This is a genomic window from Streptomyces sp. NPDC088553 (assembly GCF_044752965.1).
In the GTDB taxonomy this organism is placed as follows: domain Bacteria; phylum Actinomycetota; class Actinomycetes; order Streptomycetales; family Streptomycetaceae; genus Streptomyces.
In genome coordinates this window covers 170,978-190,184 of the sequence record NZ_JBIVMG010000010.1, presented here as the reverse complement: position 1 = coordinate 190,184, position 19,207 = coordinate 170,978, and the positions used below count along the sequence as shown (strand labels likewise).

The following is a 19,207-nucleotide window of genomic DNA, read 5'->3' as shown; positions in this document are numbered from 1 at the left end:
TCCGTACACACCGGGAGAGAAGCAGATGTCCGTATCGGACGAGAAGACCACTGTCAGCGACGGCATCCTCCTGTCCGACGCCGCCGCGGCCAAGGTCAAGGCCCTCCTCGACCAGGAAGGCCGCGAGGACCTGGCCCTGCGCGTCGCCGTTCAGCCCGGCGGCTGCTCCGGCCTGCGTTACCAGCTGTTCTTCGACGAGCGCTCGCTCGACGGCGATGTCGTGAAGGACTTCGACGGCGTCAAGGTCGTCACCGACCGCATGAGCGCCCCGTACCTGGGCGGCGCCTCGATCGACTTCGTCGACACCATCGAGAAGCAGGGCTTCACCATCGACAACCCGAACGCCACGGGTTCCTGCGCCTGCGGCGACTCGTTCAGCTAAGCCGCACACGGCTGTACGTACCTGAGGGCGGCGGCCCGGGAGAGATCCCGGGCCGCCGCCCTCGGTCGTGCCCGCCCGCCGGACTCAGCGGCGCGGCACGGCCTCCCCGCTCGCCGCGTCGACCACCGGACGGTCGCCCAGCGGACTCTTCAGCGTCACCGTCTTCGTGAAGTCCTTGGCGATCATGATGCAGACCCGGTCGGGGTCGGTCTTCTCGACGATCCGCACCGTCACCCGGTCCGGCTGCTCCTCGGCCTTCACGGTGTACGTGCTGCACACCCCGCCCCAGAAGGTGACGGCCAGCTCCCTGCCGTCCCCCTGGACCCGGACGGACTCGACGACCCGCGCGGCCCGCGTCCCGTCCCCGGAAGGGGACGTGGGCGCCGGCTCCGGCGAGGGCTTCGCCGGCGGCGCCAGGTACTCCGGAGCCACCGCCGTCCGCGCCACCGTGTACGGCGCGCCGTCCGCCGGGTCCGCGGTGAACAGCCACGACGGTACGAGCAGCCGCTCACCGTCCACGTCCCGCGCGGCCAGACCGAAGACCGCGGCGGTCACCGGCACCTGGTCGGGCGCGGCCGGGTCCACGATCGTCTGGCAGGGCGGAGTGGGCTCCACGTGCCCCGGCGCCGGCTTTCCGCCGGTCCGGGTGTCCTCGGGCTTCCCGTTCCCGTCCACGCCGGGCGGGGCCGTGGGACAGTGCCCGATGCCGATCGGGCCGGTGCCCTTCGCGTCCTCGTTCAGCCCGGCGAGCGCCTTCGCCGCCCCGATCACCGGGTACGTGGCGCCCTCGGCCGGTTCCTTGAGCGTCCCGCTCCCGGCGACCGCCCGGCCGTCCCGCGCGATGTGGAGCCCCGTCGACCAGCCGTACGTCGGCAGCCCGCCCACGACCGGATCGGCGTTGACCACCCGCACCGAACCGTTCACCACACCGGTCGCGGTGACCTTGGCGTCGTCCTGGCCGAGCGCCTTCAGAACCGGCGCGGCCGCCGCCTTCGCCGCCGCCTCGCTCAGCGGCGTACCGCCCGGCGCGGGCTTCGACTCGCCCGGCGGCGGACAGGCCTTGCCCTTGAGGCAGGCGTCGCCGGCCGGACCGCCGTCGTACCAGGAGTAGGTCCAGTTCCCCGGCGCCTTCCGCGCCACGTCGAGGCGGGCTCCCGAACCGTCCTTCTCGGGCCGGATCGTCCAGACCTCACCCACCAGCGAGGGACTCCCGGAGATGCCCAGCGCTTCGGCCAGCCTGGTCACCTCCGCCGAGGTGACCAGGCCCTCGGGCCGGTGGACCGCGGCCGAGGAGGGCCCTTGGGGGAGTGGGCCCTTGGCTGTGTAGACGGTCCCGTTCGGGCCGCCCCCGGGGTCCGGCTCACCGGGCGCGATGCCCGGGCCGCCCCGTGTGTCGCCACCGCCGGTGGCGTCGCCGCTGCCGCCCTCCAGGCGCAGCGGGGCCGGCGGACCGGCGTCCGCGGCCTTGGCGGCCGCGCCGGTGCCGTCACCGGACGCCGTGGTGGCGAGGTAGACGCCACCGCCCCCGGCGAGCAGCACACCCGCCGCCACCGAGGCGGCGATGACGCTCCGCCGCCTCCGTACGTTCTCCGTACCGCTCACCGCAACGCTCCCATCGTCTCGACCGGACGCCGATGGGACGGAGCGGGTGCGCGGACGGTTCCGTCCGTCAGCCGCCGTATTCGGCGGTCGCGTCGATGAGCCGTGCCGAGGCCGCCGGGACGACGACCCCGTGGATCAGCGCGGGAGAGACGGGAGCGGGCGCGGGGGCGACCGGAGTCACCCAGTGCGGAGCCATCCGTGCGCCGTCGCCCCGCAGGTCGGCGAGGCTCAGCTCGGACTCGTGTCGCTCACGTGAAGCCGGGTAGATGGTCATGGGCGCACCGTATGCACCGCACGCCCCCGGGGAAAAGGCCTACTCTGGGGTAGTTTCCACTGTTCGGCAGTGAGGCCACCAGCCGGTAGCGTGAATGTCCGTCATTGCCGCCTTCCCGCAGGAGCACCCCGCCGTGCGTATCGCAGTCACCGGCTCCATCGCCACCGACCACCTCATGACCTTCCCCGGCCGGTTCGCCGACCAGCTGGTGGCCGACCAGCTGCACACGGTGTCCCTCTCCTTCCTCGTCGACAACCTCGACGTCCGGCGCGGCGGCGTCGGCCCCAACATCTGCTTCGGCATGGGCCAGCTCGGCGGCACCCCGATCCTGGTGGGCGCGGCCGGCTACGACTTCGACGAGTACCGCGGCTGGCTCGACCGCCACGGCGTCGACACCGGCTCGGTCCGCATCTCCGAGGTCCTGCACACGGCCCGCTTCGTCTGCACCACGGACAGGGACCACAACCAGATCGGGTCCTTCTACACGGGCGCGATGAGCGAGGCACGGCTGATCGAGCTCAAGGCCGTCGCCGACCGGGTGGGCGGCCTCGACCTCGTCCTCATCGGCGCCGACGACCCCGAGGCGATGCTCCGCCACACGGAGGAGTGCAAGACGCGGGGCATCCCCTTCGCCGCGGACTTCTCGCAGCAGATCGCGCGGATGGACGGCGACGAGATCCGCACGCTCCTGGACGGCGCGACGTACCTCTTCTCCAACGAGTACGAGAAGGGCCTCATCGAGTCCAAGACGGGCTGGACCGACGCCGAGATCCTCTCCCGCGTCGGCCACCGCGTCACCACGCTCGGCTCGCGCGGTGTGCGCATCGAGCGCGTCGGCGACACGCCGATCGAGGTCGCGTGCGCGGAGGAGACGGCGAAGGTCGACCCGACGGGCGTCGGCGACGCGTTCCGCGCGGGCTTCCTGACGGGGCTGTCGTGGGGAGTGGGGCACGAGCGGGCGGCGCAGGTCGGGTGCATGCTGGCGACGCTGGTGATCGAGACGCTGGGAACGCAGGAGTACACGCTGCGGCGTGCGAACTTCATGGACCGCTTCAAGAAGGCGTACGGCGAAGAAGCCGCAACGGAAGTCCACTCCCACCTGTCCTGACCCCGAGGGCCCGGCCCTCTGCGGGCTCCGGGCCCTGCCCGGCCGTGGGCGGGGCGGCCGCCCCAGCCGCCCCGCGTGGGGCGCAGCCCGCGAGGCGCGGGCGTCCAGGCGGGCGGGCCCGCGGCCGGGGCGGCACGCGGTGAGGCGGGCGGGCCCGGGCGCCGGGTCCGTGCGACGCGCCGGCGTCAGTTCACCCGCCGCACCACATACGCCACCCCACCCCCCGCCGCAGGCGACTCGCCCACGTACTCCTGCCCCCGCATCTCGCACCACGCCGGAATGTCCAGCCGCGCCGCCGCGTCGTCCGCCAGGACCGTCACCGTCCCGCCCACCGGCACGTCCCCGATGACCTTCGCCAGTTCGATCACCGGGATCGGGCAGCGCCGGCCGAGCGCGTCCACCACCAAGGAGTCCGGGCCCGACGCGGCCGCCGGCGACGTCGCCGGCGCGCCGAGCCGCTCCCGTACCCCCGCCACCACCACCGGCAGCACGTCGAGGAAGCGGTCCACGTCCTCCTCCGCCGTGCCGGCCGGCAGCGACACCCGGACGTTCCCCTCGCTCAGCACCCCCATCGCGCGCAGCACATGGCTGGGCGTCAGCGTCGAGCTCGTACACGACGAACCGGACGAAACGGAGAAACCCTCCCGGTCCAGCTCGTGCAACAACGTCTCCCCGTCCACGTACAGACAGGAGAAGGTCACCAGGTGGGGCAGTCGCCGCACCGGGTCGCCCACCACCTCCACGTCCGGGACCAGCTCCGGCACCAGCGCCCGGATCCGGTCCACCAGGGCCCGCAGCCGGGCCCCCTCGGCCGCCGCCTCCGCCCGTACCGCCCGCAGCGAGGCCGCCGCCGCCACGATCGCCGGCAGGTTCTCGAAACCGGGCGCCCGGCCCGACTCCCGTTCGTCCGAGGGGCCTTGAGGCGCGAACCGCACTCCCTTCCGTACGGCGAGCAGCCCCACCCCCGCCGGCCCGCCCCACTTGTGCGCGCTCGCCGCGAGCAGCGACCAGCCGCCCTCCACCGGCCCCCAGCCCAGCGACTGGGCCGCGTCCACGAGCAGCGGCACCCCGGCCGCCCGGCAGGCCTCCGCCACCTCCGCCACCGGCTGCTCGGTCCCCACCTCGTGGTTGGCCGACTGGAGACACGCCAGGGCGGCCGTGCCCGCGTCGCCGCCCGCCCCGGCGTCGAGCGCGGCCGCGAAGACGTCCGCGTCCACCGCCCCCGTCCGCCCCACCGGAACCTCCGTCACCGCTCCGCCCGCCGCCGCGTGGCTCTCGGCCGCGTGCAGTACGGAGGAGTGCTCGACCGCGGAGACCACGATCCGGTTTCCGACACGCCGACGCCCCGCGAGAGATCCCGAGATTCCCGCGTGAACCGCGCGCGTCCCCGAAGGAGTGAATACGAGCTCGTCCGGGCGACAGCCCACGGCCTCCGCCGCGGCCTCCCGCGCGGCGTCGAGCAGCAGCCTGGCGCGCCGCCCCTCCCGGTACAGCCGGGCCGGATCGGCCCAGCCCTCGTCGAGGGAGGCGAGCAGCGCCTGGCGGGCGACGGGGTGCAACGGGGCGGCGGACGCGGCGTCGAAGTACGGCATCCGCCCACGGTAGGGCCTGGGGCGCGGACGGCCTGCGCCCACCCGGGTCGAGGCCGCGCCGCGCCGTCCCCGACCAGGCCGCAGTACGTCGGAGGCCAGGCCGCGGCACGCCGGAAGCCGGGCCGCAGCAGGCCGTAGGCCAGGCCGGGGCCCGCCGGCGGTCCGTCCCGCCGCGAGCCCACGGCCGGTCCCCACCGAGCCCATGGCCGGTCCGCGCCGAGCCCGACGCAAGCCCCCGGCCCACCCGCAGCCCACCCCCGGCACAGCCACAGCCCACCCCCGAAGCGTCCGCCGCACGTCCGCCGCCCGCCCCCCGCGCGCGCCCGTCACCAAGCCGTGCCCGCCCCCGCCCCCACCCCCCTCGTGAGCCCTCGTCAGAACCGCCTCGCCGTACACCGGCAGACCGCCGAACGGACGTGTGCCACCCCCCTCCGGAACCCCGGAGTCCACCCCTTCGGGGACTCGGACGGCGCGTTGGGCACCCTCCCCGCGCGACCCCAAATAGCGTCCAGTAGGGTTTGGTCCGCATAAACATCCAAACCCCTGCCCGCGGCCGGGGCGGCGACCGACCAGCGAGACGGACGGCCGTGGCCGACCAACGCGGGCCGAGACTCTCGGGAAGGCGCTACGTGAGTCCCAACGGCTCCGACCGCTCGTCGCGGCGCCCGATGCGGCGGAAGCTGCCGCAGGTGCTGACTGCGGGCCTGATCCTGGCGACAGCCACCGGCTGCTCGTACAACTGGGAAGACTTCCCCCGCCTTGGTATGCCCACTCCGGTCACGGAAGAGGCTCCTACGATCCTCTCCCTCTGGCAGGGCTCGTGGGCGGCTGCGCTCGCCACGGGCGTCCTGGTCTGGGGGCTGATCCTGTGGTCCGTCGTGTTCCACAGGCGCACCCGCACCAAGGTCGAGGTACCTCCGCAGACCCGTTACAACATGCCGATCGAGGCGCTGTACACGGTCACTCCCCTCATCATCGTGTCGGTGCTCTTCTACTTCACCGCACGCGACGAGTCGAAGCTCCTCTCGCTCGCCGACAAGCCGGCCCACACGATCAACGTGGTCGGCTATCAGTGGAGCTGGGGCTTCAACTACATCGAGAACGTGCCCGGGGTGAAGGGCGACGCGCAGACGGCCCCCAACCTCGACGCCATTCCGGACAAGTTCCAGGACGACTTCCCGGCGAACGCCGGCGGCGTCTACGACGCCGGTATCCCCGGTGACCGGAACCCGCAGACCGGCAACCCGGGCCCGACCCTGTGGCTGCCGAAGGGCGAGAAGGTCCGGTTCGTCCTGACCTCCCGTGACGTCATCCACTCCTTCTGGGTGGTCCCCTTCCTGATGAAGCAGGACGTCATCCCGGGTCACACCAACGCCTTCGAGGTCACCCCGACGCAGGAAGGCACCTTCCTCGGCAAGTGCGCCGAGCTGTGCGGTGTCGACCACTCCCGGATGCTCTTCAACGTCAAGGTGGTCTCCCCGGAGCGCTACCAGCAGCACCTGAAGGAGCTGGCCGAGAAGGGGCAGACCGGCTACATCCCGTCTGGCATCGAGCAGACGGACCCGGCCAGGAATGCGGAGAAGAACCAACTGTGAGCATCCACAACGAAACCCAGGGTGCCGCCGCAGCTGAGGACTCGTACGAGAACGAGCTGCCCGTACGGCGCAAGCAGCCCGGCAATGTCGTGATCAAGTGGCTGACCACCACCGATCACAAGACGATCGGCACGCTCTACCTGGTCACGTCGTTCGTCTTCTTCTGCATCGGCGGACTCATGGCGCTCTTCATGCGCGCCGAGCTGGCCCGTCCGGGTACGCAGATCATGTCGAACGAGCAGTTCAACCAGGCGTTCACGATGCACGGCACGATCATGCTGCTGATGTTCGCGACGCCGCTGTTCGCCGGATTCGCCAACTGGATCATGCCGCTGCAGATCGGCGCGCCCGACGTGGCGTTCCCGCGGCTGAACATGTTCGCGTACTGGCTGTACCTCTTCGGCTCGATCATGGCGGTGGCCGGCTTCCTCACCCCGCAGGGTGCGGCCGACTTCGGCTGGTTCGCCTACTCCCCGCTGTCGGACGCCGTCCGCTCGCCGGGTGTCGGCGCCGACATGTGGATCATGGGTCTGGCCTTCTCCGGCTTCGGCACGATCCTCGGCTCGGTCAACTTCATCACCACGATCATCTGCATGCGCGCTCCGGGCATGACGATGTTCCGCATGCCGATCTTCACCTGGAACGTGCTGCTGACCGGTGTTCTGGTCCTGCTCGCCTTCCCGGTCCTCGCGGCCGCGCTGTTCGCCCTGGAGGCGGACCGCAAGTTCGGTGCACACGTCTTCGACGCGGCCAACGGTGGAGCGTTGCTCTGGCAACACCTCTTCTGGTTCTTCGGCCACCCAGAGGTGTACATCATCGCGCTGCCGTTCTTCGGCATCATCTCCGAGGTCATCCCGGTCTTCAGCCGCAAGCCGATGTTCGGCTACATCGGTCTGGTGGCCGCGACCATCGCGATCGCCGGCCTCTCCGTGACCGTGTGGGCGCACCACATGTACGTCACCGGTGGCGTGCTCCTCCCGTTCTTCTCCTTCATGACGTTCCTCATCGCCGTACCGACAGGCGTGAAGTTCTTCAACTGGATCGGAACGATGTGGAAGGGCTCGCTGTCCTTCGAGACACCGATGCTGTGGACGATCGGCTTCCTGATCACCTTCACCTTCGGTGGTCTGACCGGCGTCATCCTGGCCTCGCCGCCGATGGACTTCCACGTCTCCGACTCGTACTTCGTCGTCGCGCACTTCCACTACGTCGTCTTCGGCACCGTGGTCTTCGCGATGTTCGCCGGCTTCCACTTCTGGTGGCCGAAGTTCACGGGCAAGATGCTGGACGAGCGGCTCGGCAAGATGACGTTCTGGACGCTGTTCATCGGCTTCCACGGCACCTTCCTGGTGCAGCACTGGCTCGGTGCCGAGGGCATGCCGCGTCGTTACGCGGACTACCTCGACGCCGACGGCTTCACCGCGCTGAACACGATCTCGACGATCTCCTCCTTCCTGCTCGGTCTGTCGATCCTGCCGTTCTTCTACAACGTCTGGAAGACCGCCAAGTACGGCAAGAAGATCGAGGTCGACGACCCGTGGGGCTACGGCCGTTCGCTCGAATGGGCGACGTCCTGCCCGCCGCCCCGGCACAACTTCCTCACCCTGCCGCGGATCCGTTCGGAATCCCCGGCGTTCGATCTGCACCACCCTGAGATCGCGGCTCTCGACCAGCTCGAGAACAAGGGTCACGTGGCCGAGGCCCTCGCGGGCGGCAAGGAGGCCGGCAAGTGAAGATCCAGGGCAAGATGTTCATCTGGCTGAGCGTCTTCATCCTCGCCATGGCCGTCCTGTACGGCGTGTGGTCGAAGGAGCCGGTCGGTACGACGGCGCTGTTCCTGGCGTTCGGCCTGTCCATCATGATCGGCTACTACCTGGCCTTCACGGCCAAGCGTGTCGACGCGATGGCGCAGGACGACAAGGAGGCCGACGTCGCGGACGAGGCCGGTGAAGTGGGCTTCTTCGCCCCGCACAGCTGGCAGCCGCTGTCGCTGGCCGTCGGTGGCGCGCTCGCCTTCCTCGCCATCGCGATGGGCTGGTGGATCCTGTACTTCTCCGCCCCGCTGATCCTCGTCGGCCTGTTCGGCTGGGTCTTCGAGTTCTACCGCGGCGAGAACCAGAACCAGTAGCGGTACCCGCTCCGCACCGGAGCACCCGAGAGGGGCCCGGACACTTCGTCACCGAAGTGTCCGGGCCCCTCTTTTGGCGCACTCGGCGCGCTGGTGGCGAGGACAGTCCTTAGCGTGAAGTCATGAACGACACGCCGCGCATTCGGACTGTTCTCAGCTCCACTCTTCTGGCCGTCACCGTCACCGCAGCCGCCACGTCGTGCGCGGGCTCCGACGGCCACCCGCTGTCGGCGAGGGCGTATGACGCGGCGGACCAGCTCGCGGTCAGCGCCCCCTCGGACGGCGCCAAGGCGGACCCCGAGAAGCCCCTTGAGGTCACCGCCAAGGGCGACGACGGCAGGATCACCGACGTCACCGCCATCGACGCCTCGGGCCACCACCTGGCGGGCGAACTCACCGCGGACGGTCAGCGCTGGCGCTCCACGGCCGCCCTGGCGGCCGGCGCCCGCTACACGGTCCGCGTCGCCACCGAGGACGAGGACGGCGCTCCAGGCGCCCGTACGTTCACCTTCGAGACGGCCCCGGCCAAACGGGCGCTGACCGCGACCTTCGGCCCGGAGGCGGGCACCTACGGCGTCGGACAGCCCATCACGGCCGATCTCAGCCTCCCGGTCAAGGACCGCTCGGCGCGTGCCGTCGTGGAGCGGGCCCTCAAGGTCCGCTCCACGCCGGCCGTCGAGGGCGCCTGGTACTGGGTGGACGACAAGAAGCTGCACTTCCGTCCGAAGGAGTACTGGCCGGCCGGCGCGACCGTCACGGTCACCGGCAACCTGGACGGCCTCAAGGTCGGCGACAAGCTCTACGGCGGCGCGTCCAAGCCGCTGAAGCTCACGATCGGCGACCGGATCGAGGCCGTCGCGGACGCCGGGTCGCACTACATGACCGTGCGGCGCAACGGAGAAGTGATCAATACCATTCCGGTGACCACCGGCAAGCCGGGCTTCTCCACCCGAAACGGGATCAAAGTGGTGCTCGGCAAGGAGTACTACGTCCGGATGCGGGGCACCAGCATCGGCATCGCGGAGGGCAGCTCGGAGTCGTACGACCTGCCGGTCTACTACGCCACCCGGGTGACCTGGAGCGGTGAGTACGTCCACGCCGCGCCCTGGTCGGTCGGCTCGCAGGGCGTGGCGAACGTCAGCCACGGCTGTGTCGGCATGTCGACGGGGAACGCGGCCTGGTTCTACGAGACCGTCCGCCCCGGCGACATCGTCCGCGTCGTCAACAGCTACGGCGACACGATGGACACCTTCGGCAACGGCTTCGGCGACTGGAACCTGCCGTGGGCCAAGTGGCGCGAGGGCAGCGCCCTGGTGGAGGCCGCCGGCAACCCGGTGGCCCCCACGGAGAAGGCCCGCCTCAGGCCCCTCCCTCTCTAGGGCTCGGTTCTCCTCCGGGGCGCCGAAGCCCCTTCGGCTCAGTCGCCGCGTGCGGCGACTACGCGTCGATCGACAGGCGCGAGCGGATCAGGGAGGCCAGGGACGCCGCGAACTCGACCGGTTCCACCGGAAGGGTGACCGCGGCGTCCGCGCGGCTCCAGGTGGCCAGCCAGGCGTCCTGCGGGCGCCCGATGAGCAGCAGCACCGGCGGGCAGTGGAAGACCTCGTCCTTGATCTGCCGGCAGACGCCCATGCCGCCCGCGGGAACCGCCTCGCCGTCCAGGACGCACACGTCGATGCCGCCCTCGTCCAGGTGCTTCAGCACCGCCGGCAGCGTCGCGCACTCCACGAACTCCACCGGCGGGACGTCCGACGCGGGCCTGCGCCCGGCCGCCAGCCGTACCTGCTCGCGGGTGTTCGCGTCGTCGCTGTAGACCAGGACCGTGGCACTCGACTGCATCGTTCCTCCGGCTGGGAAGGCGGGTGGGTCGTCGTCGACCGATGCGCGGATGCTACTCCGGTCCACACCCCGTCAACACCCGTTCAACACCTGTTCGAAGGGTGCCGGGGGGCCCTTCCACTGGGCCGTTCGGGCTGGACACACCCCTCTGACACTCCGAACGGCACCCCCCGGAGTGAGGGCGGGATAAGCGACCGACATAATGTCGGTCGTGGCGACAGTAACGACAGTAGAAACAGGGCACGCGCACCCGTCGGTCAATCGACCGAACCTCACCAGCGTCGGAACCATCATCTGGTTGAGCTCCGAGCTGATGTTCTTCGCGGCCCTCTTCGCGATGTACTTCACCCTTCGATCGGTGATGGGTGCCGAGTACTGGGCGGAAAAGGCAGATGCCTTGAACTTCCCGTTCTCGGCCACCAACACCACGATCCTGGTGCTCTCCTCACTCACCTGCCAGCTCGGCGTCTTCGCCGCGGAGCGGGGCGACGTGAAGAAGCTCCGGTCGTGGTTCATCATCACGTTCGTGATGGGTTCGATCTTCATCGGCGGGCAGGTCTTCGAGTACACCGAGCTGGTGAAGCACGAGGGCCTCTCGCTCTCGTCGGACCCGTACGGCTCCGTGTTCTACCTGACCACCGGCTTCCACGGCCTGCACGTGACGGGCGGTCTCATCGCCTTCCTGCTGGTCCTCGGCCGGACGTACGCCGCCAAGAGGTTCACTCACGAGCAGGCAACCGCCGCCATCGTCGTGTCCTACTACTGGCACTTCGTCGATGTCGTCTGGATCGGCCTCTTCGCCACGATCTACATGATCAAGTAGTCGGCGCCGCCGACACGGCGGACCGAGACATCCAGCAAGCATCGACGCAGAAGATCCTGACACCGGGGTAATCCGTGAAAAAGCTCTCCGCACGACGACGCCATCCGCTGGCGGCGGTCGTCGTCCTACTTCTCGCGCTGGCGGCCACTGGGGGGCTGTACGCCGCGTTCGCGCCCGCGGGCACGGCGAAGGCCGACGAAACCGCCCAGTCCCTCGCCATCGAGGAGGGGAAGAAGCTCTACTCCGTCGGCTGCGCCAGCTGCCACGGAACCGGCGGTCAGGGCACCACTGACGGCCCCTCCCTCGTCGGCGTCGGTTCGGCGGCCGTCGACTTCCAGGTCGGCACGGGTCGCATGCCGGCCCAGCAGCCGGGCGCCCAGGTCCCGAAGAAGAAGGTCATCTACTCGCAGGCTGAGATCGATCAGCTCGCGGCGTACGTCGCCTCTCTCGGTGCCGGTCCGATCACGCCGACCGAGAGCCAGTACAGCCCTGACGGTGCCGACATCGCCAAGGGTGGCGAACTGTTCCGCACCAACTGTGCCCAGTGCCACAACTTCACCGGCGAGGGTGGCGCGCTGACCTACGGCAAGTACGCCCCGAACCTCGAAGGCGTGAGCCCGAAGCACCTCTACGAGGCCATGCAGACCGGCCCGCAGAACATGCCCTCCTTCCCGGACACGACCATGCCGGAGAAGGAGAAGAAGGACATCATCGCGTACGTCCAGGCCGTCAACAGCGACGAGGCCGACAACCCGGGCGGTCTCAAGCTCGGTGGCCTCGGCCCCGTCAGCGAGGGTCTGTTCGCCTGGGTCTTCGGTCTGGGTGCGCTGATCGCAGTTGCCGTCTGGGTCGCGGCCCACACCGCTAAGGCCAAGAAGTCATGAGTAGCCAAGAGATTCCAGAAGAGAACCTGCCGGCAGGGCAGGACACCGCGCACGGCGCGGTGAAGGTCGCCGACGACCCGTTCGCCGACCCGGGCCTCCCGCCCCACAAGCCCCGCATCCAGGACATCGACGAGCGGGCCGCGCGTCGGTCCGAGCGCGCGGTGGCGTTCATGTTCACGCTGTCGATGCTGGCCACGATCGGCTTCATCGCCTCGTACGTGATCTTCCCGGTCGACAAGATCGTGTACATCTGGCCCTTCGGCCGGGTGTCCGCGCTCAACTTCGCGCTGGGTTGGACCCTGGGTCTCGCGCTCTTCTTCATCGGCGCGGGCGCGGTCCACTGGGCCCGCACCCTGATGTCCGACGTCGAGATCGCGGACGAGCGTCACCCGATCGCGGCCGACGCCGAGACCAAGGCGAAGGTCATGTCGGACTTCGCGGCCGGTGCCGCCGAGTCGGGCATGGGCCGTCGCAAGCTCATCCGCAACACGATGTTCGGCGCGCTGTCGCTCGTTCCGCTCTCCGGCATCGTGCTGCTGCGTGACATGGGCCCGCTGCCCGAGAAGAAGCTCCGGACCACGATGTGGGCCAAGGGTCTTCAGCTCATCAACATGAACACGAACGAGCCGCTGCGTCCCGAGGACGTCGCGGTCGGTTCGCTGACCTTCGCGATGCCCGAGGGCCTCTCGGAGCACGACCACCACTTCCAGACCGAGATCGCCAAGGCCGCCCTGATGATCGTCCGGATCCAGCCGGAGGACATCAAGGACAAGCGCGAGCTCGAGTGGTCGCACGAGGGCATCGTCGCCTTCTCGAAGATCTGCACCCACGTGGGCTGCCCGATCTCCCTGTACGAGCAGCAGACGCACCACGTCCTCTGCCCGTGCCACCAGTCCACCTTCGACCTCTCCGACGGCGCCCGCGTCATCTTCGGCCCGGCCGGTCACGCCCTCCCGCAGCTGCGGATCGGCGTGAACGACAAGGGCTTCCTGGAGGCGCTCGGCGACTTCGACGAGCCCGTCGGTCCTGCCTTCTGGGAGCGCGGATGAGCACCGTGACCGATTCGAAGAAAGCACCCGCCGGTGAGCGGGTGGCCGACTGGGCCGACGGACGCCTGGGGATCTACACGCTGGCCAAGGCCAACATGCGGAAGATCTTCCCGGACCACTGGTCCTTCATGCTCGGTGAGATCTGCCTGTACAGCTTCCTCATCATCATCCTGACGGGCGTCTATCTGACGATGTTCTTCCACCCGTCGATGAACGAGGTGGAGTACGTCGGACCGTACGTCCCGCTCCAGGGACAGCTGATGTCCGAGGCGTTCAACTCGACGATGCACATCTCGTTCGAGGTCCGCGGTGGTCTGCTCATCCGGCAGATCCACCACTGGGCGGCGCTGATCTTCCTCGCCGGCATGTTCGTGCACATGATGCGCGTGTTCTTCACGGGCGCGTTCCGCAAGCCGCGTGAGATCAACTGGCTGTTCGGCTTCCTGCTGTTCTTCCTGGGCATGTTCACCGGCTTCACCGGTTACTCGCTCCCGGACGACCTGCTCTCCGGCACCGGTGTCCGCTTCATGCAGGGCGCGATCCTGTCCGTCCCGGTCGTCGGCACGTACCTGTCGATGTTCCTGTTCGGCGGGGAGTTCCCCGGCGGCGACTTCGTGGCCCGGTTCTACTCGGCCCACGTCCTGCTGCTGCCCGGCATCATGCTCGGCCTCGTGGTCGCCCACCTCATCCTGGTGTTCTTCCACAAGCACACGCAGTTCGCCGGCCCCGGCCGTACGAACAAGAACGTCGTGGGCATGCCGCTGCTGCCGGTCTACATGGCCAAGGCCGGAGGCTTCTTCTTCCTGGTCTTCGGTGTCATCGCGGTCATCGCGGCGATCGCCTCGATCAACCCGATCTGGGCCATCGGCCCGTACCGGCCGGACCAGGTGTCCACCGGCGCCCAGCCCGACTGGTACATGGGCTTCGCCGAGGGTCTGATCCGTGTCATGCCGGGCTGGGAGATCAACCTCTGGGGCCACACGCTCGTCCTGGGCGTGATGATCCCGCTGGCGATCTTCCCGGCGGTCCTCGCGGCGATCGCGGTCTACCCGTTCATCGAGTCGTGGATCACCGGCGACAAGCGCGAGCACCACATCGCGCAGCGCCCGCGCAACGCTCCGACGCGCACCGCCTTCGGTGTCGCCTGGATCACCGCGTACATGATCATGCTCGTGGGTGGTGGAAACGACCTCTGGGCGACCCACTTCCACCTGTCGCTCAACTCGATCACCTGGTTCGTGCGGATCTTCTTCTTCGTCGGCCCGGTCATCGCGTTCATCGTCACCAAGCGGATCTGCCTCGGCCTCCAGCGCCGTGACAAGGACAAGGTGCTGCACGGTCGCGAGTCCGGCATCATCAAGCGCCTGCCGCACGGTGAGTTCGTCGAGATCCACGAGCCGCTCAGCCAGGGCGAGCTGCACCGCCTCACCGCGCACGAGCAGTACGACGCGGCGGAGCTTCCGCCGGCCGTCGACGAGAACGGTGTGGAGCGCAAGATCGGGCGCATGGAGAAGCTCCGGGTCAAGCTCAACAAGGGCTACTACGGCGACGACAGCCAGATCGCCAAGCCCACCGTCGAGGAGTACAAGGAGATCCAGAGCGGCCACGGCCACCACTGATCACCTGACTTCCTGACGTTCGACACGTCGCCACGGCGAGAGCCCCGTCCATTCGATGGACGGGGCTCTTTGCCGTCCCCGGGGGTCGATAGGCTGGTCGTAACCTATTGCGCGCGCAATCAACTATGGAGCTGCCATGAGCGCTGTGACCCCCGCTGGAGGACCTACGTCGGCGGGCCGCTCCTGGCCCGTCGTCCTGGACGGTCTGCTGTCCGGCCGCGACCAGAGCGCGGAGGACACCGCCTGGGCCATGGACCGGATCCTGCGCGGCGAGGCCACCGACGCCCAGATCGCCGGCTTCGTCGTGGCCCTGCGCGCCAAGGGCGAGACCGTCGAGGAGATCACCGGCCTCGTCCGCACCATGTACGAGCACGCGAACACGATCGAGGTGCCCGGCGCCACCGTCGACATCGTCGGCACCGGCGGCGACGGCGCCAAGACCGTCAACATCTCCACCATGTCGGCGATCGTCGTGGCCGGCACCGGCGCCAAGGTCGTCAAGCACGGCAACCGGGCCGCGTCCTCCGCCTCCGGTGCCTCCGACGTCCTGGAGAAGCTCGGCGTCAACCTGGACCTGACCCCGAAGCGGGTCGTCGAGGTCGCCGAGGAGGCCGGGATCACCTTCTGCTTCGCCGTGAAGTTCCACCCGGCGCTGCGCCATGTGGCGATGGCCCGCAAGGAGCTCGGCATCCGGACCGTCTTCAACTTCCTGGGTCCGCTCACCAATCCGGCCCGCGTCCGGTCCCAGGCGACCGGTGTCGCCGACGCCCGGGTGGCTCCCATCGTCGCCGGGGTGCTCGCCGAGCGCGGCTCCTCCGCGCTCGTCTTCCGCGGCGACGACGGCCTCGACGAGCTGACCACCACCGCCACCTCGCGGGTCTGGGTGGTCCGCGACGGTGCGGTGCGGGAGGAGGCCTTCGACCCCCGGGACGTCGGCATCGACCTCGTCCCCGTGGAGGCGCTGCGCGGCGCGGACGCCTCGTACAACGCCGACGTGGCCCGTCGGCTGCTCGCGGGGGAGACCGGTCCGGTACGGGACGCGGTGCTGCTCAACTCGGCGGCGGCGCTGACCGCGCTCGCGCCGGGGGACGGCACCCTGGTGGAGCAGATCCGGGCCGGCATGGAGAAGGCCGCGGAGGCGATCGACTCCGGCGAGGCCCGCCGGGCCCTGGACCGCTGGGTCGCCGCCAGCAACGCCTGAATCCCGCACGCCGTACGCCCATGACCCCGGTCCAGCATGCGGACCGGGGTCTTGCGCGTCGGCGATCATGTGGCAGGATGCTCTACAGGTCACGAGTGACAGCGTTTTGGCCCCGGCTTGCTGTCCGGCAACCCTCCGTCCGTGGCGGGGTGCCCCGGGTGATGACCAGGCCGTAGGCAGCGAGGTCTACGGCAAGCGCGGACCCCTCGAACACCAGGGGTCCTGGTCTCTCGAGGAGCTTTTTCCGTGAGCAAGCGAATGCGATAGGGCGAGTACGCCCCTTCTTCACCCTCGGATCATCGGATCAGGGTCACTTCCGCGTACTCCGTGTACCCCTGAGTCTCCCTGTGCACCCGTGTCTTCCGAGGCCTCTCACCCGTACCCCGCCGCCTCCGGCCGCGTACGGGATCACCGAAGCCATTCCGCACCGCCCGCCGGGAGATACCGCCATGTCCGCACGCCCTGACGCCGCCGTCGCCACCGTCGAGACCGCCGCCACCCTCGTCGAGACCGCTTCCGCCGAGACCGCCGCGGAGTCCGCCGATCCCTGCTGCGCCGCCCCGCTGCCCGTGCTCGGCCGGGACGTCACCGTCCCGCTCGTCACCGGCGGCGAGGTGACCTACGCGGCGCTCGACTACGCGGCCAGCGCGCCGGCCCTCCAGCGGGTGTGGGACGACGTCGCCGCGTACGCCCCCTACTACGGCAGCGTCCACCGCGGTGCCGGGTACCTCTCCCAGCTCTCCACCGACCTCTTCGAGAACAGCCGCGTCACCGTCGCCGAGTTCCTCGACTGCCGCCCCGGCGACCAGGTCGTCTTCACCCGCTCCACCACCGACTCGCTCAACCTGCTCGCCGCCACCCTCCCGGCCGACTGCCAGGTCTTCGTCTTCGAGACCGAGCACCACGCCTCGCTGCTGCCCTGGCGAGACGCCCGCGTCACCTACCTCGACGCGCCGCGCACCCCGGAGCAGGCCGTCGCCACCCTGGAGCGCGCGCTCGCCGACCGCGACCCCTACGGTCCGGCCCTCGTCTGCGTCACCGGCGCCTCCAACGTCACCGGGGAGCTGTGGCCGGTGAAGGAGCTCGCCGCCGCCGCGCACGCCCACGGTGCCCGGATCGTGCTCGACGCCGCCCAGCTCGCGCCCCACCACCCGGTCTCCGTCCAGGAGCTCGACGTGGACTGGATCGCCTTCTCCGGGCACAAGCTGTACGCGCCCTTCGGCTCCGGCGTCCTCGCGGGCCGCGCCGACTGGCTGCAGGACTCCGAGCCCTACCTCGCGGGCGGCGGCGCCTCCCGCAAGGTGGCCCGTCGGGCCGACGGTGGCGTGGACGTGGAGTGGCACACCACCGCGGCCCGGCACGAGGCCGGTTCGCCGAACGTCATCGGCGTCTACTCCATCGCCTCCGCCTGCAAGGCGCTCACCGAGGCCGGCTTCGACACCCTCGTCGAGCGCGAGCGGCACCTGATCGCCAAGGTCCGGGAGGGACTCGCCGAGGTCCCCGAGGTCAAGGTGCTCTCGCTGTTCGGCGACGACGCGCCGCGCGTCGGCGTCATCTCCTTCGTCGTGGAGGGCTGGAACAGCTCCCACTTCGCCGCCGCGCTCTCCGCCGAGTACGGCATCGGCGTCCGCGACGGTCTCTTCTGCGCCCACCCGCTGGTCCGCACGCTGCTCGGCAGCGACCCGCAGGACCCGGGCGAGTGCGGCGCCCCCGAGGCGGCCCCGGGGGAGAGGTCGCTCAACGCCATCCGGGTGAGCTTCGGCGCCGGTACGCCGGACGAGCACGTGGAGCGGTTCGTCGGCGCCGTGAAGGAGCTCGTCCGCGACGGCGCGCAGTGGAAGTACCGTACCGAGGACGGCCGCTGCGTCCCGGACCGCGGCTGATCACTCACTCGTACGGGTGAAGGGGGCCTCCCGAGCGGGAGGCCCCCTTCACCCGTGCCGTGTACGCGGTCTCAGGACTCCAGACCGATGGCGAAGGCCGCCTCCAGATCGTGCTGGGAGTACGTACGGAAGGCGACATGCGTGTCCGTGGCCTCGACGCCCGGGATCTTGCTGATGCTGCCGGGGATGACGTCCGCCAGGTCGTCGTGACGGGGCACGCGGACCATGGCGATGAGGTCGTAGGTGCCGGTCACCGAGAAGACCTCGCTGACGCTGTCGAGCCCGGCGATCGACTCGGCGATCTCGGGGATGCGGTCCACGCTGGTCTTGATGAGCACGATCGCGGTGATCACGGCTGGCTTTCTCCCTCGGTCGCCGCGGTTTGGGCTTTCACTCTATCCCCACCCCGGTAGCGCCCCCAGGCGTAGAGGAAGCCGACGGAGAAGCCCACCACATGGGCCAGATAGGCGACGCCGGGGCCGGCGCCCGCGGCCCGCGCCGCCAGCCACTGGAGCACGAACCAGAAGATCAGCACGATCCAGGCGGGGAAGCGCAGCGGCAGGAAGAAGAGGAACGGGAAGAGACTGGTGACCCGGGAGCGCGGGAAGAGGAAGAGGAAGGCCCCGAGCACCCCGGAGATCGCCCCGGACGCCCCGACCAGGGTCTGCTCGCTGTTCGCGTGCGCCACCGCGTACCCGAGCAGCGCGAGGTAGCCCGTGCCCAGGTAGAAGAGGGCGAACTCGACGGGACCCATGCGCTCCTCGGCCATCGCCCCGAAGACGTACAGGAACAGCATGTTTCCCAGCAGGTGGAGCCAGCTGCCGTGGACGAAGAGCGCGGTGAGCGGGGTGAGCAGGGCGCGGGGCTCGCCGCTCATCAGCTCGGCGGGGACGACACCCCAGCGCCGGAAGTACTCGCCCTGCGCCGCGAGGAGCTCGTCCCCCGTGCCGTACACCGGGTTGAGCCCGGAGACCGGGCCGATCACGAAGAGCACACAGCAGGCGGCGATCAGTCCGTACGTCACCGTGGGGCCACCGCGGACGCCCCGCCAGGGCCCCAGGACAGCACGGACCGCGCCTCGCCAGTCGATCATGGACAGATCATGGCGTACCGGGGCCGAAGTGGACAGAGTGCCTCGCCGTGCCCCCGCGTACCGGCGAGGCCGTAGGGTAACGGGCAGTACGACCGCAGTTCGACGGCGCACCGCGGCTCCCGCACCTGGTACCAC

At 69.9% G+C, this 19,207-nt stretch carries 18 protein-coding genes and 1 riboswitch; of the genes, 12 read left to right on the top strand and 6 right to left on the bottom strand.

Annotated features, from left to right (window positions below):
- Nucleotides 1-25 precede the first annotated feature (25 nt).
- Entirely contained in the window at nt 26-382 is a 357-nt protein-coding gene (locus tag ACIP8Z_RS30610; RefSeq protein ID WP_015033024.1) for an iron-sulfur cluster assembly accessory protein, read from the top strand.
- A gap of 84 nt (nt 383-466) precedes the next feature.
- Here the strand turns inward: ACIP8Z_RS30610 and ACIP8Z_RS30605 are convergent, their stop codons facing one another.
- A complete protein-coding gene (locus ACIP8Z_RS30605) occupies nt 467-1,984 on the bottom strand; it encodes a hypothetical protein (protein ID WP_402089266.1) in 1,518 nt (505 codons plus the stop codon).
- A gap of 67 nt (nt 1,985-2,051) precedes the next feature.
- Nucleotides 2,052-2,258 (bottom strand): hypothetical protein, encoded by a 207-nt coding sequence (locus tag ACIP8Z_RS30600; RefSeq protein WP_318211300.1) that lies wholly within the window; start codon nt 2,256-2,258, stop codon nt 2,052-2,054.
- A 133-nt stretch (nt 2,259-2,391) separates the two neighbouring features.
- On the opposite strand from ACIP8Z_RS30600, the gene ACIP8Z_RS30595 reads away from it, so the two are divergent.
- Nucleotides 2,392-3,366 carry a carbohydrate kinase family protein gene (locus ACIP8Z_RS30595; RefSeq protein WP_402089263.1) on the top strand — a complete coding sequence of 325 codons (975 nt, stop codon included), beginning with the start codon at nt 2,392-2,394 and terminating at the stop codon, nt 3,364-3,366.
- Nucleotides 3,367-3,551: 185 nt separating this feature from the next.
- Here ACIP8Z_RS30595 and ACIP8Z_RS30590 read toward each other — a convergent pair whose 3' ends face one another.
- The gene (locus ACIP8Z_RS30590; protein ID WP_402089260.1) at nt 3,552-4,958 is read right to left on the bottom strand and encodes a cysteine desulfurase/sulfurtransferase TusA family protein; all 1,407 of its coding nucleotides are present in this window, start codon (nt 4,956-4,958) and stop codon (nt 3,552-3,554) included.
- Between the two features lie 629 nt (nt 4,959-5,587).
- On the opposite strand from ACIP8Z_RS30590, the gene coxB reads away from it, so the two are divergent.
- The 4 genes from coxB to ACIP8Z_RS30570 all read left to right on the top strand — a co-directional run bounded on the left by coxB (nt 5,588) and on the right by ACIP8Z_RS30570 (nt 10,060).
- Complete coding sequence (coxB, locus tag ACIP8Z_RS30585) at nt 5,588-6,553, top strand: cytochrome c oxidase subunit II (protein ID WP_030314370.1); 966 nt, start codon at nt 5,588-5,590, stop codon at nt 6,551-6,553.
- Complete coding sequence (gene ctaD / locus ACIP8Z_RS30580) at nt 6,550-8,286, top strand: cytochrome c oxidase subunit I (protein WP_402089257.1); 1,737 nt, start codon at nt 6,550-6,552, stop codon at nt 8,284-8,286. Before coxB ends, ctaD begins: the two co-directional genes overlap by 4 nt.
- A complete protein-coding gene (locus ACIP8Z_RS30575; protein ID WP_017238857.1) occupies nt 8,283-8,681 on the top strand; it encodes a cytochrome c oxidase subunit 4 in 399 nt (132 codons plus the stop codon). Before ctaD ends, ACIP8Z_RS30575 begins: the two co-directional genes overlap by 4 nt.
- Nucleotides 8,682-8,803: 122 nt before the next feature.
- Nucleotides 8,804-10,060: an Ig-like domain-containing protein gene (locus ACIP8Z_RS30570; protein ID WP_402089254.1), complete on the top strand. Its 1,257-nt coding sequence runs from the start codon at nt 8,804-8,806 to the stop codon at nt 10,058-10,060.
- 58 nt (nt 10,061-10,118) lie between these two features.
- Here the strand turns inward: ACIP8Z_RS30570 and ACIP8Z_RS30565 are convergent, their stop codons facing one another.
- Nucleotides 10,119-10,520, bottom strand: a complete 402-nt coding sequence (locus ACIP8Z_RS30565) for a hypothetical protein (RefSeq protein ID WP_402089251.1) — start codon at nt 10,518-10,520, stop codon at nt 10,119-10,121.
- Between the two features lie 202 nt (nt 10,521-10,722).
- Between ACIP8Z_RS30565 and ACIP8Z_RS30560 the strand changes: the two genes are divergently transcribed.
- The 6 genes from ACIP8Z_RS30560 to ACIP8Z_RS30535 all read left to right on the top strand — a co-directional run bounded on the left by ACIP8Z_RS30560 (nt 10,723) and on the right by ACIP8Z_RS30535 (nt 17,979).
- On the top strand, nt 10,723-11,343 hold the full coding sequence (locus ACIP8Z_RS30560) for a heme-copper oxidase subunit III (protein WP_266965193.1): 621 nt from the start codon (nt 10,723-10,725) through the stop codon (nt 11,341-11,343).
- 74 nt (nt 11,344-11,417) lie between these two features.
- Nucleotides 11,418-12,227 carry a c-type cytochrome gene (locus ACIP8Z_RS30555; protein ID WP_319308774.1) on the top strand — a complete coding sequence of 270 codons (810 nt, stop codon included), beginning with the start codon at nt 11,418-11,420 and terminating at the stop codon, nt 12,225-12,227.
- Complete coding sequence (locus tag ACIP8Z_RS30550) at nt 12,224-13,276, top strand: Rieske 2Fe-2S domain-containing protein (RefSeq protein WP_402089247.1); 1,053 nt, start codon at nt 12,224-12,226, stop codon at nt 13,274-13,276. Before ACIP8Z_RS30555 ends, ACIP8Z_RS30550 begins: the two co-directional genes overlap by 4 nt.
- Nucleotides 13,273-14,895, top strand: a complete 1,623-nt coding sequence (locus ACIP8Z_RS30545; RefSeq protein WP_319308771.1) for a cytochrome bc complex cytochrome b subunit — start codon at nt 13,273-13,275, stop codon at nt 14,893-14,895. The genes ACIP8Z_RS30550 and ACIP8Z_RS30545 overlap by 4 nt, the downstream gene beginning before the upstream one ends.
- Nucleotides 14,896-15,031: 136 nt before the next feature.
- Nucleotides 15,032-16,096, top strand: coding sequence for an anthranilate phosphoribosyltransferase (gene trpD / locus ACIP8Z_RS30540; RefSeq protein WP_319308769.1), 1,065 nt, complete (start codon nt 15,032-15,034; stop codon nt 16,094-16,096).
- Between the two features lie 87 nt (nt 16,097-16,183).
- A riboswitch (SAM riboswitch) is annotated at nt 16,184-16,300 on the top strand.
- 245 nt (nt 16,301-16,545) lie between these two features.
- The gene (locus tag ACIP8Z_RS30535; RefSeq protein WP_402089243.1) at nt 16,546-17,979 is read left to right on the top strand and encodes an aminotransferase class V-fold PLP-dependent enzyme; all 1,434 of its coding nucleotides are present in this window, start codon (nt 16,546-16,548) and stop codon (nt 17,977-17,979) included.
- A gap of 71 nt (nt 17,980-18,050) precedes the next feature.
- On the opposite strand, the gene ACIP8Z_RS30530 is transcribed toward ACIP8Z_RS30535, so the two are convergent.
- Both ACIP8Z_RS30530 and ACIP8Z_RS30525 read right to left on the bottom strand, forming a co-directional pair.
- A complete protein-coding gene (locus tag ACIP8Z_RS30530; RefSeq protein WP_015033007.1) occupies nt 18,051-18,332 on the bottom strand; it encodes an Lrp/AsnC family transcriptional regulator in 282 nt (93 codons plus the stop codon).
- Nucleotides 18,329-19,072, bottom strand: a complete 744-nt coding sequence (locus tag ACIP8Z_RS30525; protein WP_402089240.1) for a rhomboid family intramembrane serine protease — start codon at nt 19,070-19,072, stop codon at nt 18,329-18,331. Before ACIP8Z_RS30525 ends, ACIP8Z_RS30530 begins: the two co-directional genes overlap by 4 nt.
- Nucleotides 19,073-19,207: the final 135 nt, after the last annotated feature.

Bases quoted from the DNA above. Each gene is read 5' to 3' on its own strand.
- ACIP8Z_RS30610 (WP_015033024.1), top strand. From the start codon at position 26: ATGTCCGTATCGGACGAGAAGACCACTGTCAGCGACGGCATCCTCCTG.
- ACIP8Z_RS30600 (WP_318211300.1), bottom strand. From the start codon at position 2,258: ATGACCATCTACCCGGCTTCACGTGAGCGACACGAGTCCGAGCTGAGC.
- ACIP8Z_RS30590 (WP_402089260.1), bottom strand. From the start codon at position 4,958: ATGCCGTACTTCGACGCCGCGTCCGCCGCCCCGTTGCACCCCGTCGCC.
- ACIP8Z_RS30570 (WP_402089254.1), top strand. From the start codon at position 8,804: ATGAACGACACGCCGCGCATTCGGACTGTTCTCAGCTCCACTCTTCTG.
- ACIP8Z_RS30565 (WP_402089251.1), bottom strand. From the start codon at position 10,520: ATGCAGTCGAGTGCCACGGTCCTGGTCTACAGCGACGACGCGAACACC.
- ACIP8Z_RS30560 (WP_266965193.1), top strand. From the start codon at position 10,723: ATGTCGGTCGTGGCGACAGTAACGACAGTAGAAACAGGGCACGCGCAC.
- ACIP8Z_RS30550 (WP_402089247.1), top strand. From the start codon at position 12,224: ATGAGTAGCCAAGAGATTCCAGAAGAGAACCTGCCGGCAGGGCAGGAC.
- ACIP8Z_RS30545 (WP_319308771.1), top strand. From the start codon at position 13,273: ATGAGCACCGTGACCGATTCGAAGAAAGCACCCGCCGGTGAGCGGGTG.
- trpD (WP_319308769.1), top strand. From the start codon at position 15,032: ATGAGCGCTGTGACCCCCGCTGGAGGACCTACGTCGGCGGGCCGCTCC.
- ACIP8Z_RS30535 (WP_402089243.1), top strand. From the start codon at position 16,546: ATGTCCGCACGCCCTGACGCCGCCGTCGCCACCGTCGAGACCGCCGCC.
- ACIP8Z_RS30525 (WP_402089240.1), bottom strand. From the start codon at position 19,072: ATGATCGACTGGCGAGGCGCGGTCCGTGCTGTCCTGGGGCCCTGGCGG.